The organism is Carboxydothermus islandicus (assembly GCF_001950325.1).
Classification (GTDB): domain Bacteria; phylum Bacillota; class Z-2901; order Carboxydothermales; family Carboxydothermaceae; genus Carboxydothermus; species Carboxydothermus islandicus.
Map to the genome: position 1 here is coordinate 1 of NZ_BDJL01000007.1, position 12,964 is coordinate 12,964.

Annotated in this window: 18 protein-coding genes; 1 reads left to right on the forward strand and 17 read right to left on the reverse strand. The window is 40.3% G+C overall.

Features of this window, described 5'->3' with window-relative positions:
• The 15 genes from ciss_RS01660 to ciss_RS01725 all read right to left on the reverse strand — a co-directional run.
• Positions 1-834, reverse strand: an 834-nt coding sequence (locus ciss_RS01660) for a YeeE/YedE family protein (protein WP_075864582.1), incomplete at its 3' end; no start/stop codon positions are given.
• A gap of 15 nt (positions 835-849) precedes the next feature.
• Positions 850-1,074, reverse strand: coding sequence for a sulfurtransferase TusA family protein (locus tag ciss_RS01665; protein WP_075864583.1), 225 nt, complete (start codon positions 1,072-1,074; stop codon positions 850-852).
• A gap of 50 nt (positions 1,075-1,124) precedes the next feature.
• Positions 1,125-2,279: a chorismate synthase gene (aroC, locus tag ciss_RS01670; protein ID WP_075864584.1), complete on the reverse strand. Its 1,155-nt coding sequence runs from the start codon at positions 2,277-2,279 to the stop codon at positions 1,125-1,127.
• A 53-nt stretch (positions 2,280-2,332) separates the two neighbouring features.
• Positions 2,333-3,181, reverse strand: coding sequence for a shikimate dehydrogenase (gene aroE / locus ciss_RS01675; RefSeq protein ID WP_075864585.1), 849 nt, complete (start codon positions 3,179-3,181; stop codon positions 2,333-2,335).
• A complete protein-coding gene (locus ciss_RS01680; protein ID WP_075864586.1) occupies positions 3,159-3,707 on the reverse strand; it encodes a YqeG family HAD IIIA-type phosphatase in 549 nt (182 codons plus the stop codon). The genes aroE and ciss_RS01680 overlap by 23 nt, the downstream gene beginning before the upstream one ends.
• Before the next feature lie 10 nt (positions 3,708-3,717).
• Entirely contained in the window at positions 3,718-4,737 is a 1,020-nt protein-coding gene (locus ciss_RS01685) for a molybdopterin-binding protein (protein ID WP_235837223.1), read from the reverse strand.
• 8 nt (positions 4,738-4,745) lie between these two features.
• The gene (locus ciss_RS01690) at positions 4,746-5,270 is read right to left on the reverse strand and encodes a chromate transporter (RefSeq protein WP_075864588.1); all 525 of its coding nucleotides are present in this window, start codon (positions 5,268-5,270) and stop codon (positions 4,746-4,748) included.
• A 4-nt stretch (positions 5,271-5,274) separates the two neighbouring features.
• On the reverse strand, positions 5,275-5,613 hold the full coding sequence (locus ciss_RS01695; protein ID WP_075864697.1) for a winged helix-turn-helix domain-containing protein: 339 nt from the start codon (positions 5,611-5,613) through the stop codon (positions 5,275-5,277).
• A 97-nt stretch (positions 5,614-5,710) separates the two neighbouring features.
• Positions 5,711-6,415 (reverse strand): RNA polymerase sporulation sigma factor SigK, encoded by a 705-nt coding sequence (sigK, locus tag ciss_RS01700; protein ID WP_075864589.1) that lies wholly within the window; start codon positions 6,413-6,415, stop codon positions 5,711-5,713.
• 120 nt (positions 6,416-6,535) lie between these two features.
• Positions 6,536-6,967: a hypothetical protein gene (locus ciss_RS01705; RefSeq protein ID WP_075864590.1), complete on the reverse strand. Its 432-nt coding sequence runs from the start codon at positions 6,965-6,967 to the stop codon at positions 6,536-6,538.
• A 114-nt stretch (positions 6,968-7,081) separates the two neighbouring features.
• A complete protein-coding gene (locus tag ciss_RS13155; protein ID WP_143298452.1) occupies positions 7,082-7,318 on the reverse strand; it encodes a hypothetical protein in 237 nt (78 codons plus the stop codon).
• A 288-nt stretch (positions 7,319-7,606) separates the two neighbouring features.
• Positions 7,607-8,185 (reverse strand): hypothetical protein, encoded by a 579-nt coding sequence (locus ciss_RS01715; protein WP_075864592.1) that lies wholly within the window; start codon positions 8,183-8,185, stop codon positions 7,607-7,609.
• A gap of 58 nt (positions 8,186-8,243) precedes the next feature.
• Positions 8,244-8,909, reverse strand: coding sequence for a SurA N-terminal domain-containing protein (locus ciss_RS01720; RefSeq protein WP_075864593.1), 666 nt, complete (start codon positions 8,907-8,909; stop codon positions 8,244-8,246).
• Between the two features lie 26 nt (positions 8,910-8,935).
• Positions 8,936-9,037 carry an ATP synthase F0 subunit B gene (locus ciss_RS13650; protein WP_166503961.1) on the reverse strand — a complete coding sequence of 34 codons (102 nt, stop codon included), beginning with the start codon at positions 9,035-9,037 and terminating at the stop codon, positions 8,936-8,938.
• Between the two features lie 11 nt (positions 9,038-9,048).
• Positions 9,049-9,501, reverse strand: coding sequence for a hypothetical protein (locus tag ciss_RS01725; protein ID WP_075864594.1), 453 nt, complete (start codon positions 9,499-9,501; stop codon positions 9,049-9,051).
• A gap of 158 nt (positions 9,502-9,659) precedes the next feature.
• Here ciss_RS01725 and ciss_RS01730 point away from each other — a divergent pair, with 158 nt between their 5' ends.
• Entirely contained in the window at positions 9,660-10,904 is a 1,245-nt protein-coding gene (locus ciss_RS01730; protein ID WP_075864595.1) for an ammonia-forming cytochrome c nitrite reductase subunit c552, read from the forward strand.
• A gap of 98 nt (positions 10,905-11,002) precedes the next feature.
• Here the strand turns inward: ciss_RS01730 and ciss_RS01735 are convergent, their stop codons facing one another.
• Complete coding sequence (locus ciss_RS01735; protein WP_075864596.1) at positions 11,003-11,686, reverse strand: response regulator transcription factor; 684 nt, start codon at positions 11,684-11,686, stop codon at positions 11,003-11,005.
• A partial coding sequence (locus tag ciss_RS01740) for an ATP-binding protein (protein WP_166503962.1) occupies positions 11,679-12,964 on the reverse strand: 1,286 nt, incomplete at its 5' end. The genes ciss_RS01735 and ciss_RS01740, both read right to left, overlap by 8 nt.

Genomic DNA, 12,964 nt, shown 5'->3' on the forward strand with positions numbered 1-12,964 from the left:
GCCCAATAAACCAAGAAATTTCCAGCTTTCAATGTTTATTCCAAGACTTTTTAAGATCCATAAACCCCAGAAGGAAAAGATGGTATTAACCCGCCACACTTTCACCGAAAAATAAAAGATGAGTCCACTAAATACCGCAAAAAGCAAAGCCCCCACCAGATAAGGCCAGGGCCTTTTCCAAAAAGGGGTACCTTCCCATTCTAACTCGATTTCTGCCAAAGCTTCCTGCTTTTTTTCCCAGAAATAAAATATTAAGATCATTGAAACTATTAAAAACAATTGTAACAAAAGAGCGTTTTGCCATCCTAAAGCTTCAGGTAAATAAACAGGTTTAAAGGAAATTACCATTTCCCAGATAAAGTTAAAAAGATATGTTCCAAAAAAGGTACCGAAAAACATGAAAATAAAGACTAAAAAGGCTGCTAACTGGCCTTCCCCTATCCTTACCAGGGTACTTCCAGCACAACCGCCAGCCCAGACCATGCCAAAACCAAATAAAATACCACCAAGGAGGTTATAGGGGCCGGTATAGTAGATAGAACCCTTACCAAAATGCGTTGGTAAAAAAAATTGAAGGCTCCCAAATACTACAGTGGTGAATAAAATTAAGAAAAAAAGATTTTTCATGCCGACAGGGTTTTTAAACAAAAATAAATCATTAAAGGCTGAAGCCACGCAAATCCTGCTTTTTTGCATGGCAAAACCCATACCCATCCCCAAAAAATAATACAAAAGCATAGCAGGATTTGTGATAGATAATGTTATCCCCAAACCTACTAATAATAAATAACCCGGTATTACTGATAAATAATAAGCTCTCTTTTCGGTCTTCAAAGGATTTTATCCTCCTTAACACTTTTCGACCGTAACCTGCCAGATGCCAAAATCAACTTCTTTTATTTTAATTTTGCATTTATATTTTTTTAACTGCTTTTTTATAAATAGAGGAGCACAGCTATGATCCGTTTCTAAAACAAAGCTTTCTCCGGGATTAAGCTTTTTAAACTCTTCTTCGGCTTTTATCACCGGGATCGGGCACATTTCCCCCAGACAGTCGATAAAGCGATTGTTCATTTTTTCACCTTTCTATAATGTATTTTTCGCTATAAATTTAACTTTTCCTTCTAATAATTTGTTATATACTGAAGATAATTTTCATAATTTCTTTTTGTTTCCTTAATTTGGTCCCCGCCAAATTTTTCAAGAAAGCTTTCCATTAATACCAGGGCAGTTACCGCTTCCCCTACTACACCCGCCGCCGGAACGGCTGTTATGTCCGACCGTTCTACCTGAGCCGGCTTTGTTTCCTTGGTCCTGATATCCACCGATTTTAAGGGCTTTATCTGGGTGGGAATGGGTTTTAAGGAAACTTTGGCTATTAACGGCATGCCATTGGTTACTCCGCCTTCTAATCCCCCGGCTCTATTGGTTTTTCGGTAAAAGCGGCCATTTTCGTAATAAATTTCATCCACCGCCATCCGTCCGGGAATGTTGGCAAGAGCTATACCATCGCCAATCTCTACCCCTTTAGCCGAAGGTATAGCCATTAATGCTCCGGCCAAACGACCATCTAATTTTCTATCCCAGTGAACATAGCTTCCCAGACCAGGAGGTAGCCCAAATACCACCACCTCAAAAATACCACCCAAAGTATCCCCGTTTTCCCGGGCCCGATCCACCCACTTGAGCATTCTGCTTTCCACCTGAGAGTCAAGACAGCGCAGCGGATGTTCATCGGCCTTTTTTAGCTCTTCTTCCGGAAGACCCCCGGGATATTCTACTTCCACCGAACCAATTCTCAATACGTGACTGTAAATCCTAACTCCGAACTCCGCTAAAAAAAGTTTGGCTACCGCTCCCGCAGCTACCCGGATCGCTGTCTCCCGGGCCGAAGCCCTTTCCAAAACGTTCCTTAAATCTTTATGACCGTACTTTAATCCCCCGGCTAAATCGGCATGACCCGGACGCGGCACGGTAACCTCCCGACCGGGTTCGATTTCTCCGGTGGTCCGCATAAACTTTTCCCAGTTTTCATAATCCCGGTTTTTAACCTTTATGGTAATAGGTGCTCCGGTGGTAAGGCCTCCCCGGACGCCGGTTAAAATTTGCGCTTCATCTTTTTCTATTTTCATCCGCTCTCCCCGGCCATAACCCAGTTGTCGGCGGGAAAGTTCGTGGTTTATGTAATCAAGGTCAACCTTAAGTCCGGCCGGCACTCCTTCTAAAATCACATATAATCCTTCACCGTGGGATTCCCCCGAAGTTAAATACCGAAACATCGCACAACCCCCATCAGTAAAATTTACCTCTATTTTACTTAATTCCCTGCTCTTTAACAAGAAAGCCCGATAGCTTTTTTCATCACCTCTACCGGCGGGCTAACCCCGGTCCATTTTTCAAAAGCCAGAACCCCCTGCCAGAGCAGCATGGAAAGGCCGTTTATTGTCCTGGCCCCTTTTTCTTTAGAAGCTTTTAAGAATTTAGTTTCGGCAGGGTTGTAAATTAGGTCGTAAGCCACAAAATCGGAAGTAACGCCGGTAAAATCCACCGCCGGCATCTGGTTTTCATAAGGATGCATTCCCAGGGGTAAAGTATTAACTACCATATGATAAGGCTCAAGGGAAAGGGGTTTTTCGCCAAGTTCAAGAATTTCGGATATTTTCCCAACTCCCCGGAAGTCTTTAGCTAATTCCTTTGCCTTATCGATGGTGCGGTTAGCAATGACAAGCTCAGCTCCGGCGGTTAAAAGGGCATACGCTACCGCCCGCGCCGCTCCCCCCGCTCCTAAGAGCAAAACTTTTTTCCCGGTAACTTCAACGCCGTTTTCTTTTAAGCTTAATAAAAAGCCGGGGGCATCGGTATTGTAACCAATAAGCCTTCCCCGGTCATGAACGATGGTATTTACCGCACCAATGGTTTTTGCTTCCGTCGCTACTTCATCTAAAAAAGGAAAAACCTTTTCTTTATAAGGAATGGTCACGTTAATCCCCCGAAAGTTAAAAGCTTTTAGGCCAGAGATGGCCTGGGGCAAGCTATCTTCAGCAACTTCCAGGGGCAGGTACAGGTAATTTAAATTTAAGGCCTTAAAAGCTTCATTATGCATCCGGGGGGAGAGGGTATGTTTTAATGGATAGCCGATTATCCCCGTTAGTTTGGTTTCACCGTTTATCCGCATGGCCATTTAATCCCCCCTGAGGACCGTATCTTTTCAGACCCTTTTGTAAAAGTCGCTTTAAAAGGAAGCTTTCGACAAACCTGTTGATTTTCGTTCCGATAAACTCCCGGGAAGCCATAGGTGTTACCAGGATTGCCATTAACCCCGCTCTTTTGGCTCCAATTATGTCGGTTAAAAGCTGGTCCCCTATCACCGCCACTTCCGACGGTTTAAGCCCCATAAGCTCCACTCCCTGCAAAAACGCCCGCCGCCGGGGTTTAATGGCCCGGGCTACATAAGGGATACCCAGAAAAACAGCCACTTCTCGCACCCGCTCGTTGCTGTTGTTGGAAACCAGGCAAAACTTTATACCGAACTCTTGCAATTTTTTCACCCATTTAACCACATCCCGGGGAATGGTTTTCTCCCCCCAGGGGGAAATGGTGTTATCAAGGTCAAGAATTATTCCTTTTAAATTATATTTTTTTAAGAGCTCTTCATCCAGTACGGTAACCTTTTCCAGGTATAAATCCGGCCAAAAATATTTTAACATATTTCCTCCTTTATTTTCCAAAGGGACAATGGGGGTAGGTGCAAACCGGGCATTCCAGGCAAAGACCTCCGTGCCCGAGAGCTGCAATATCTTTTCGGGTTAGTACTTCCCCGGCTAAGATCCGGGGAAGAACCAAATCAAAGATGGTAGTTTTACTGTACATGACACAACCGGGAAGTCCTAAAACCGGTACTCCATCCAAAAGAGCATACAGGAACATAGCACCGGGAAGCACCGGCGACCCATATACTACTACTTCGCCACCGGCTCTTTTAATTCCTCCCGGCGTTAAGTCATCGGGGTCTACCGACATACCACCGGTAGCTAAAATTAGCTCCATACCCGCTTCTTTCAGTTTTAAAATGGCTTCGGCGATTTTCTCGACGTCATCGGGTGCTCTAAGATGCATGTCTATTGTTAGACCAAAAGCTTTTAACTTTTCCGCCAACACCGGTGTAAACTTATCTTCAATCCGGCCATAAAAAATTTCGTTACCGGTATTTACAACCCCTACCTTTGGTTGGGCTAAGGGTTTTACCTCTAAAACCTTTTTATCCCGACAAATCTCTTCTACTTTTTTTATCTTTTCCTCTTCAATCACCAGGGGAATAATCCGGGTGCCGGCTACATACTGACCGGGCTCCACCACCCGGTTGGTGTGAAGGGTAGAAACCATAAGTTCTCCCAACATATTAATCTCAAATAAAGCCTCCCGATCGACTTTGAAAAGTCCCCGTTCCTTTACTAAGAGATTAACTTTCCCTTCTTTAGGTTCGGTAAAAATAAACCGGTCTCCACCAACTGCCCGGGCAATTCTCCGGGCTGCATCGTTTTCGTGGAGAATTCCCTCTTTTACTTCCCAGACGTAAATGTGATCTTTTCCCAACTTTAAAAGTTCGGGAATGTCTTCTTCCCGGATAATATGGCCCTTTTTAAAGGCAGGGCCTTTAAATTCTCCCGGAACGATTTTGGTAATATCGTGGCATAAAACCATCCCTACCGCTTCCTGTACCGGAACTTTTTTCATCATCTCCACCTCTATTTAAATAAGATTATACCTAAAATTCCTGCCCCAACAATGGTTAAAGCGGGATCAAAATTAAAAAAAGCTACCGCCGTAAAAACCAGCACAGCAATTATATATCCTTTAACTGCAAAACTTGTCTTTAAAAGCATTGAAACCCCAAAGCCCAGTACCATTGCAAAGGTACCGTATTTTACCCCTTTTAAGAAACTTTTGGTTAACGGATGATGGCCAATTTTAAAGAGTATTCCGATTAAGCTAAGCATTAATAAAACCGGTGGTAGAATATTGCCAATATTGGCAACAACCACTCCTATTATACCAGCCACTTTGTAACCGGTATAGGTGGCAAATTTGGCGGAAATTGCTCCCGGAATTGCCTGGGATATTCCCAGTACTTCCATAAATTCATCTTTGGTCAGCCACCGATAATTTTCCACCACTTCCCGTTCAATAATGGGAATTAAAGAGTACGCTCCACCAAAGGAGAACGCCCCGACTTTTAAAAAAGCCAGAAATAAATTAATTATTGACTGCATTCGTTTACTCCTCCTTAAAATAAGCTGCAAATAATTCATCCAGGTAATCCTGAGCCCGCTTGCGAAATTCCCCGTATTTTTCTAAAAGCTTAAGGCCGTCCCCGGTTAATTCAGCTCTTCCGCCCCCTTTTCCGCCTTTGTAAAAGTTTAACAGTTTTATTCCAAGCCTTTGTTCCAAGGCTTTTATAAGCATATACGCTTTACTGTAAGCCATCTTTTGCTCATCGGCAGCTTTTTTTAAAGAACCGGTTTTCTGCACTCCCAAAAGCAAACGGTACGGTCCATCGCCAAACAATTTTTCCCCCTCATCGGTTACAATCCACAATTTGCTTCTTAAACGCAACTTTCCACCTCCGATATTCTGATTTAAGAATATCGAAAAAACGTTTTTTTGTAAATTAGTTTTTTTCACAAAAAACCGCCCAAATTTTTAGGCGGCTTTAATGTTTTAAGTTATTTTCCGGAAAGCAATTTAAAAGCTTTAAAATTGCTTTTTTCTCGATCCGCGATACATATGAGCGGGAAATCCCCATTTTCCTGGCAATTTCCCGCTGGGTTTTCCTGGGGGTTTGGGAAAGCCCAAACCGCTCTTCAATTACCTTTCGTTCCCGGGGAGTTAGTTTCTTTAAATTTTTCTCGATAGTCTCGGCATCGAGCATCCGCACCACCTGCTCTAAGACGATATCCCCCCGGGTGCCGAGAATATCTAAAAGGGTAATTTCATTTCCCTCTTTGTCAAAACCAATGGGATCATAAAGGGAAACCTCACCCCGGTTTTTCTTGGTGGCGCGAAGATGCATTAAGATTTCGTTTTCCACGCATTTTGCCGCATAGGTAGCAAGCTTGGTTCCTTTATCGGGGCGAAAGGTATCGATAGCTTTAATAAGCCCAATGGTACCAATGGAAATTAAATCTTCCGTCGCTTCCCCGGTGCCTTCAAACTTTTTTACGATGTGGGCAACCAACCGCAAATTCCGCTCCGCCAGCACATCCCGGGCTTCCCGGTCACCCTGTAAAAGCCTATCAATGTAGTAGGCCTCCTCTTCTTCCGATAACGGCTGGGGAAAAGCACTGCCGGCCAAATATCCAAGTAAAAATAAAAGGCCTTCCACTACCAGGGTAATAAGTGCACCTAAAACACCCATACCATCCCTCCCGCATCCTCTTCCCTATATGATATGCGGGAGGAATAAAAGGGTGACGGGAAAAGGGGAAAAAAGGAAAAAAATCCCGTCATTTTACCCCATCGTATTTCTGACCAGTGTTTATTTCTTTCTTATTGCTACAACGAAAGTCAATATACTTAAAATACTTCCGCCAAATATATATTCATATGAATAAAAGGAAAACAATTCCCGGCGAATAAAAGTAAGTAAATTTTCATTTATAAGTTTACCGTCTGGACTACCTAAATAAATTAAATACCCTAAATACAACCATAATAATTTTTCAAAAGAATTAAAAATTAATGCATATATAAGTATCTCAACATTTGAAAATATAGTTTTCGTCCTCTTTAAAAAAATAGCACTTAGGTAATAAGGAAACGTTGCATAAAACATAAATAAAATATAATCATTAATTGGTTTTTCGATAATAATAACTATGATTGAGTTTAAAACAATACAAATAAATAATGAAAGAAAAAATATAATAACGACTTTCATTAATTTGGATACAGTTTTCTTATATTCCATAATTCATCATCTTTTCATTTGTTAATTAAACGAACCAATTAACAGTATAATTAAATAAATAACATAAGCAGCAATTTCACCTTTTGTAAGCAATTGCGGATTGCCTAAAATTTCTTATGCTTTTTGGGGTTTAAAGATTAACCAAAGTACAAGAAAACCAGCAGCAATTCCGCTAATATTAATTACCGCCGGATACTGCAAAAGGGCTGAGCCCAGAGGTAAATATTTGGCAACCGGAGTGTAATATAAAAGCGGCATCAAGGTGATATAGAGAAAAACAATTAGCGGCACTACAGAAGTTTTCAAAGTATTTTGCGGTAAATTAATTAAAGCAAATTCTTTTAACGTCAAAAACAGAAATCCTCCAATTAAAACCGGATAGAGGCTTAAAAAACCTAAATAAAAGTAACCATTTAGTTCTCCATAGGCGACTAACTTTTTTAGATGAAGACCTGCCTTGTCTTGTATTATTAATAAAAGCAACAAGATAAATACAAAAAATAATTTTTTAAAATTCCTTAAGATACCCAAAATCAACACCACCCTATTATTTTTTTACTATTTTCACGACTATAAGGGCAGCACCAATAATTAATAAAATTACAAAAATTATAAAAAGTTCATTCATTCCGATGCCCATTAAAAAACCCCTCCCAACTGATCGGATCTTTCGATCAAATTGCCATTTTTATCATAGGCTTCTACTCTTTTAAAGCCTTTTACATAATTCTCCCGGTAGAAAAGATATCCGCCAAGGTCGCTTTCATAAATTACATCACTTACTTCCTCTTTACCATCAACATAAACTACCTTAACTTTGGCAATACGATTATCAAATACTGTTCCGTAAACCATTAAAAATTTGAACTTTTCCGAATCATACGAAGTACTGGAAATGGTCATCTTTTGAACGGGACTGGTTTTTCCAATACCTCCGCCTAAGCCATATACGTTAACTTTGCCGTATTTAATATTTATTTGCACGAGATCTTCATAATTGCTATTTACAATGTCATAATTACAGATAGCTACATACTCATTTTTATTAAATTTTTTTAATAAAACTACCTTGATATTTTCGGCTGGCAGAATGTTTTCTTTTATTTCTTTTATTAAAATACTTTTTAATGTATTTTCATCATAATTGGTACTACAAGCAGTTAAAAGTAAAAGTATAATCCCAAAAATAAAGATTAAAAATATCTTATTCTTTTTCATGAATAATAAACCCCCACTCCTCTGGTTAATATTTATATCCACAATAAGCTAATGGCTTTTAGGAATCTGTACCGTTTTTTATTCCGATAAGCTCCGGTTTTAAAATTTTAACTTTAAGTTTTGCCTTTTCTTCTTCGATATAATCCCGATACTTTTTCTGAAGCTCATTTCCGGTAAGGTTATATTTTTCACTTAACTCTTTTAAAATCGCTTGCCGAACCTTCCCTGTTACAAGCGCCTTACGGTAAATTTCAAAAACTTCATTACTTTTCCAGTATTGTTCTTCGGTCATATTTAACCCTTCAAGGTAACTTAGAAACTCACTATACTCTGCCGGATTGGTCTTTTTTAAGTTTTCCATACCTTCTTTGTTAACTACTATTGCGGTTTCTACTTCTTGATCGGAAACAGTTATTTTTCGTTTTTCGGCTTCTTCCTGCAACACCGTTCGCCTCTTTAATTCCTCCAGCACCTCTTCCGGAGTAACAGTTCTGCCGTCTAAAGCAAAAAATCTTTTAAACAGTTCAAACTCTCTTAACGTCACATCCCGGTCGCCAATTCTGGCAACAACTACATCATACTTTTTATCGTGATTAATTTTTTTTAGAAACTCGCCAAACTGAGAAAATTTATTATTTAAAATTTCTGCCGCTGGAGTTAAGTTAAAAAATAAAAAGAGGAATATTAAAACAATTAATAGGATAAAGATTCCTTTTCTCCTCATCTTTTTTACCACCCATTAAAATAAGACTACCAGTATTTTTTAATAAACCTTACCGCAAGATAAAGCATTCCAATTAATATAAAAAAGTTAATTACCGTCCAAAAAAAATCCATCCACTCAAAGGGCATAAGAGGCCTCCTTATATTTTTCCGTCCCGGTATCTTAGGTAGGGGTCGGTGCTATTTTCAATCATGATTTTATTGTTAATAAAGTAAAGTTCATCTTCAAAGCTATTTTTCTCACCATTAACTTCATAAATACCCTTAACCCTATAAATTAAAAGACCATCATCAATACGCCTTGAAATATCTTTTATTTCTACCACCCTATAACCTCGACCCTTTAGTAGTTCGGTCTTTTTCAAATAAAGATTCTTTGCTTTAAAAGTTGGTAGCTTTGCAGGTCTATCAGAAAATTCATCCCAGTAAAATAGATAGTTTGCTGCTCTATCATACTCAGCTTTTAATAAATACTGATAATAGGATTTTACATAAATATCTTTAATGATAACTTTATTAAAATAAAAACCAATTCCGCTTAAGATTAAAATAATTCCTAAAATTTTAAATGGTTTTTTAGAAATGACAGTCACGCTTGCCATTCCTTTACAGGTATATTTTTACTTTTATTTTCCCAGTTACTTCCCCCTTCGTCAAGAAAATTTTAGGAAAAAATTAATTTTGTAAGAATTTTGTAAGAAATATCTCTTAGAGTAAAAGTGAAAACAAACACTTTCAAGGAGGGATGACCATGAAGAAGTCTTATTACCTTTTAGTCGTGGGGCTTTTTCTCTTAATTTTAGCTTTGGTAATAGTAAGCCCGGTGGTTACTACCGAAGCTGCTGTAAAAAAAGCCCCGCCAAAACCTACCCTTTCGCAAATCATTGCGGAAGTTTCTAAAACTTTCTTTAAAAACAGCGAGATGAAGAAAGAGCCCAGTAAGTACGGCGGCTCAGTACCTTACTCCCATCTGGAGGAGTCTCCTTACTTAAAAACTCTTTGGGAAGGTATGCCTTTTAGCAAGGACTACAACGAAGACCGGGGACACTATTATGCTTTAGAAGACGTTAAATCAACCAAGCGGCTTTCTCCCGCAACCCCGATGACCTGCATGACCTGTAAATCTTCCAATGTGCCGGCAGCTATGAAAAAATACGGTGACGCCTACTATACTTTACCAATGCTGGTTTATCAGGATGAATTTAAACACTCCATCGGTTGCAGTGATTGCCACGACCTGAAAACCTACAAGTTAGTAATCACCAGGCCGGCCTTTGTCGAAGCAATGAAACGGCGCGGCATTGATGTAACCAAAGCGTCCCAATCCCAGTTGCGCACTTATGTCTGCGCCCAGTGCCACGTGGAGTACTTCTTTGACCCGCAAAACGGGAAAAAACTTACCTTCCCCTGGGATAAGGGATTTGATCCGGAAAATATCTACCAGTACTACGAAGAGAGAGGCTTTGCTGACTGGACCAATCCCTCAACCTTTGTTAAAGAACTGAAAGCCCAGCATCCGGAGTTTGAAATGTTCCAGGGAAGCACCCACCAGAAAGCCGGTGCTACCTGTGCCGACTGCCACATGCCCAGGAAAACCGTTACAAGTGGTAAACTTACTTTTACTGTAGCAAGCCACCAGTGGACATCACCTTTAAAAGATATGTCCGCCTGTAAAAAGTGTCACACTAAAGATGCCAAGTTCTTAACCGAAAGAGTGTTCTATATTCAGGATCGGGTGAAAGCCGCTATCGACCGGGCGGGCGAAGCTAATGCCGAAACTCTAAGGACAATTAAATCGGTTGCAGCAGGTACTTATGATCCGGCAATTTTAGCCGAAGCGCAAAAACTACAGCGGGAAAGCCAGTGGTACTGGGATTACGTAGCGGCGGAAAACTCCATTGGTTTCCACAACCCGTCTAAAGCTTTCGCTACTTTAAATAAGTCTATCGAACTTGCCTATCAAGCAAGATTAAAAGCCTTAGAAGCAAAGAAATAATCCACCCGCCCTTTTTCTATAAAGAAAGCCCGCAGCACTCAAACTGCGGGCTTTCTTTTGATATTGAAAATGGTGGTTCTAAGAACCGTCCCTAAAGGTTATTCTGGTTTTACCGCTTTATATCCCATTCCCCAGACCGTTTTTATAATCCTGGGATTGCCCGGGTCCTCTTCAATCTTTTCCCGTAGCCTTCGGACCAATACCGAAACGATATTGGGATCCTCGGGATAATTATCCGGCCAGAGTCTATCTATAATTTGTTCTTTAGTAAAAATCCGGTTTGGGTTTTTTAATAAAAGCTCTAACAGAGCATACTCTTTAGCTGTTAGGACCACCGTTTCACCCTTCTTTAAAACTTCTTTAGTTTTCAAATTTACTGCTATCTCTCCATATTTCAGGATTTCCTCCTCACCCTTGCCTTTGCGGTAACGCCGCAAGACTGCTTTTATCCTAAGCATTAATTCAGCAGGGCTAAAGGGTTTGGTCAGGTAATCATCCACTCCCAGGGTAAATCCGGTAATTTTATCCATTTCCTCCCCCCGGGCGGTCAGGATAATTACCGGAACGTCTTCCCGGTTTTTAATTTCCTTCAAGACCGAAAATCCGTCCTGCTTCGGAAGGTTTAAATCCAATATAACAAGGTCAAAATTTTCCCGGTAAAAATGTTCCACTGCCGCCTCTCCATCGTACGCCTGAACAAAATCGTAATTTTCAGCCTTTAAAAGATGGGCAAGAGCTTTTTGGATTTTCTGGTCATCTTCCACCACTAAAATTTTATACATCGCTAAACCCTTCCTTAATAACAATATAAAAACTGCTTCCCCGGCCGAGTTTAGACTTTACCTTAATTTCGTAACCGAGAAGTTCACACAGGTCTTTTGCCAAAGTAAGCCCAAGGCCAGTACCGTCAACTTTTTGATCTTTGCGCCAGAACTTATTAAAAATATTTGGTAAGTCTTCGGTCGCTATTCCCGGACCAGAATCTTTCACATAGATATAAAGGCGACCGAAAATTTTTCGTACTCCTACAGAAATCTTGCCACCCGGTGGAGTAAACTTAATAGCGTTACCGATTATATTTCCCAGGATTAATTTCAGTTTGTGTTCATCGGTAATTAAAATTCCGGTAATATTCGGTTTAATTTTCAGGCTAACCCGGCGTGACCGGGCTTTATTTTTATAAAATTTAAAGCATTGCTCAAAAAATTCTTTTAAATTTACCGCAGAATAACTAACGGTAATTTTGCCGGCTTCAATTTTGGCCATTGTTAAGAGTGTTTCAATTTGCTTCAAAAGTTCCTGGCCGCTTTCCATTATATCTTCTAAATACTCTTTTTGCCAGGGAAGCAGGTTTTCACTGTCGGCCAAAAGGATTTCGCCAAAGGCTAAAATGCTGGTAAGCGGAGTTTTGAGCTCATGGCTAACCATGGCAATTATCTCCGATTTAAAAGCGTTGGCCCGGGCCAACTCCTCGTTAGTCCTGGCCAGTTCCAATGTTCGCTCTTTTACTTTTTCTTCGAGATTATGATACAGTTCTTTTAACTTTTGCGCCATCTGGTGGAAGTTTTCGGAAAGTTCTTTAATCTCCCGGCTATTAGTTTCTATAACTTTCGTCTTAAAGTTACCGGTAGCCACCTCTCCGGTCATAGCCACAATTTCTTTTAGCGGCTCTTCAATGGTGTTTTTTATAACTGTATAGCTAAAAAGACCAATAGTACCCAAAAAGGCAAGAAACAATAAAAAATTTCCTTTTAATTTGCGCTCAAACTCGATTTGCAAATTATCCGCAGGAACCACCAGCGAAATAGCACCGGCAAAATCCCCAAGTTTATACCCTTCTTTGGGATAGCCGGCAATATCCCTGGCCCCCATCGGTTCACCGTGACAATCGAGGCACGGCTCTTCCATGTATAGCGGTTTCATATAGTAAAAATAACGGTGTCCATCCCTTTCTATGTTGCGATAAAGTTCCTGTTTTTTCGGGTTTGCTGCCAGCTCTTTGAGCATTTCTTTTTCCACAGGATCCGGAGCATTTTCGGAATTGCGGTATTTGAGGCGGG

Coding starts and splice junctions, on each gene's coding strand:
- sigK (WP_075864589.1), bottom strand. CDS start 6,415: ATGGGTGTTTTAGGTGCACTTATTACCCTGGTAGTGGAAGGCCTTTTA.
- ciss_RS01715 (WP_075864592.1), bottom strand. CDS start 8,185: ATGAAAAAGAATAAGATATTTTTAATCTTTATTTTTGGGATTATACTT.
- ciss_RS01730 (WP_075864595.1), top strand. CDS start 9,660: ATGAAGAAGTCTTATTACCTTTTAGTCGTGGGGCTTTTTCTCTTAATT.
- ciss_RS01685 (WP_235837223.1), bottom strand. CDS start 4,737: ATGATGAAAAAAGTTCCGGTACAGGAAGCGGTAGGGATGGTTTTATGC.
- ciss_RS01690 (WP_075864588.1), bottom strand. CDS start 5,270: ATGCAGTCAATAATTAATTTATTTCTGGCTTTTTTAAAAGTCGGGGCG.
- ciss_RS13650 (WP_166503961.1), bottom strand. CDS start 9,037: ATGCCCTTTGAGTGGATGGATTTTTTTTGGACGGTAATTAACTTTTTT.
- ciss_RS01735 (WP_075864596.1), bottom strand. CDS start 11,686: ATGTATAAAATTTTAGTGGTGGAAGATGACCAGAAAATCCAAAAAGCT.
- ciss_RS01665 (WP_075864583.1), bottom strand. CDS start 1,074: ATGAACAATCGCTTTATCGACTGTCTGGGGGAAATGTGCCCGATCCCG.
- aroC (WP_075864584.1), bottom strand. CDS start 2,279: ATGTTTCGGTATTTAACTTCGGGGGAATCCCACGGTGAAGGATTATAT.
- ciss_RS01720 (WP_075864593.1), bottom strand. CDS start 8,909: ATGAGGAGAAAAGGAATCTTTATCCTATTAATTGTTTTAATATTCCTC.
- aroE (WP_075864585.1), bottom strand. CDS start 3,181: ATGGCCATGCGGATAAACGGTGAAACCAAACTAACGGGGATAATCGGC.
- ciss_RS01705 (WP_075864590.1), bottom strand. CDS start 6,967: ATGGAATATAAGAAAACTGTATCCAAATTAATGAAAGTCGTTATTATA.
- ciss_RS01680 (WP_075864586.1), bottom strand. CDS start 3,707: ATGTTAAAATATTTTTGGCCGGATTTATACCTGGAAAAGGTTACCGTA.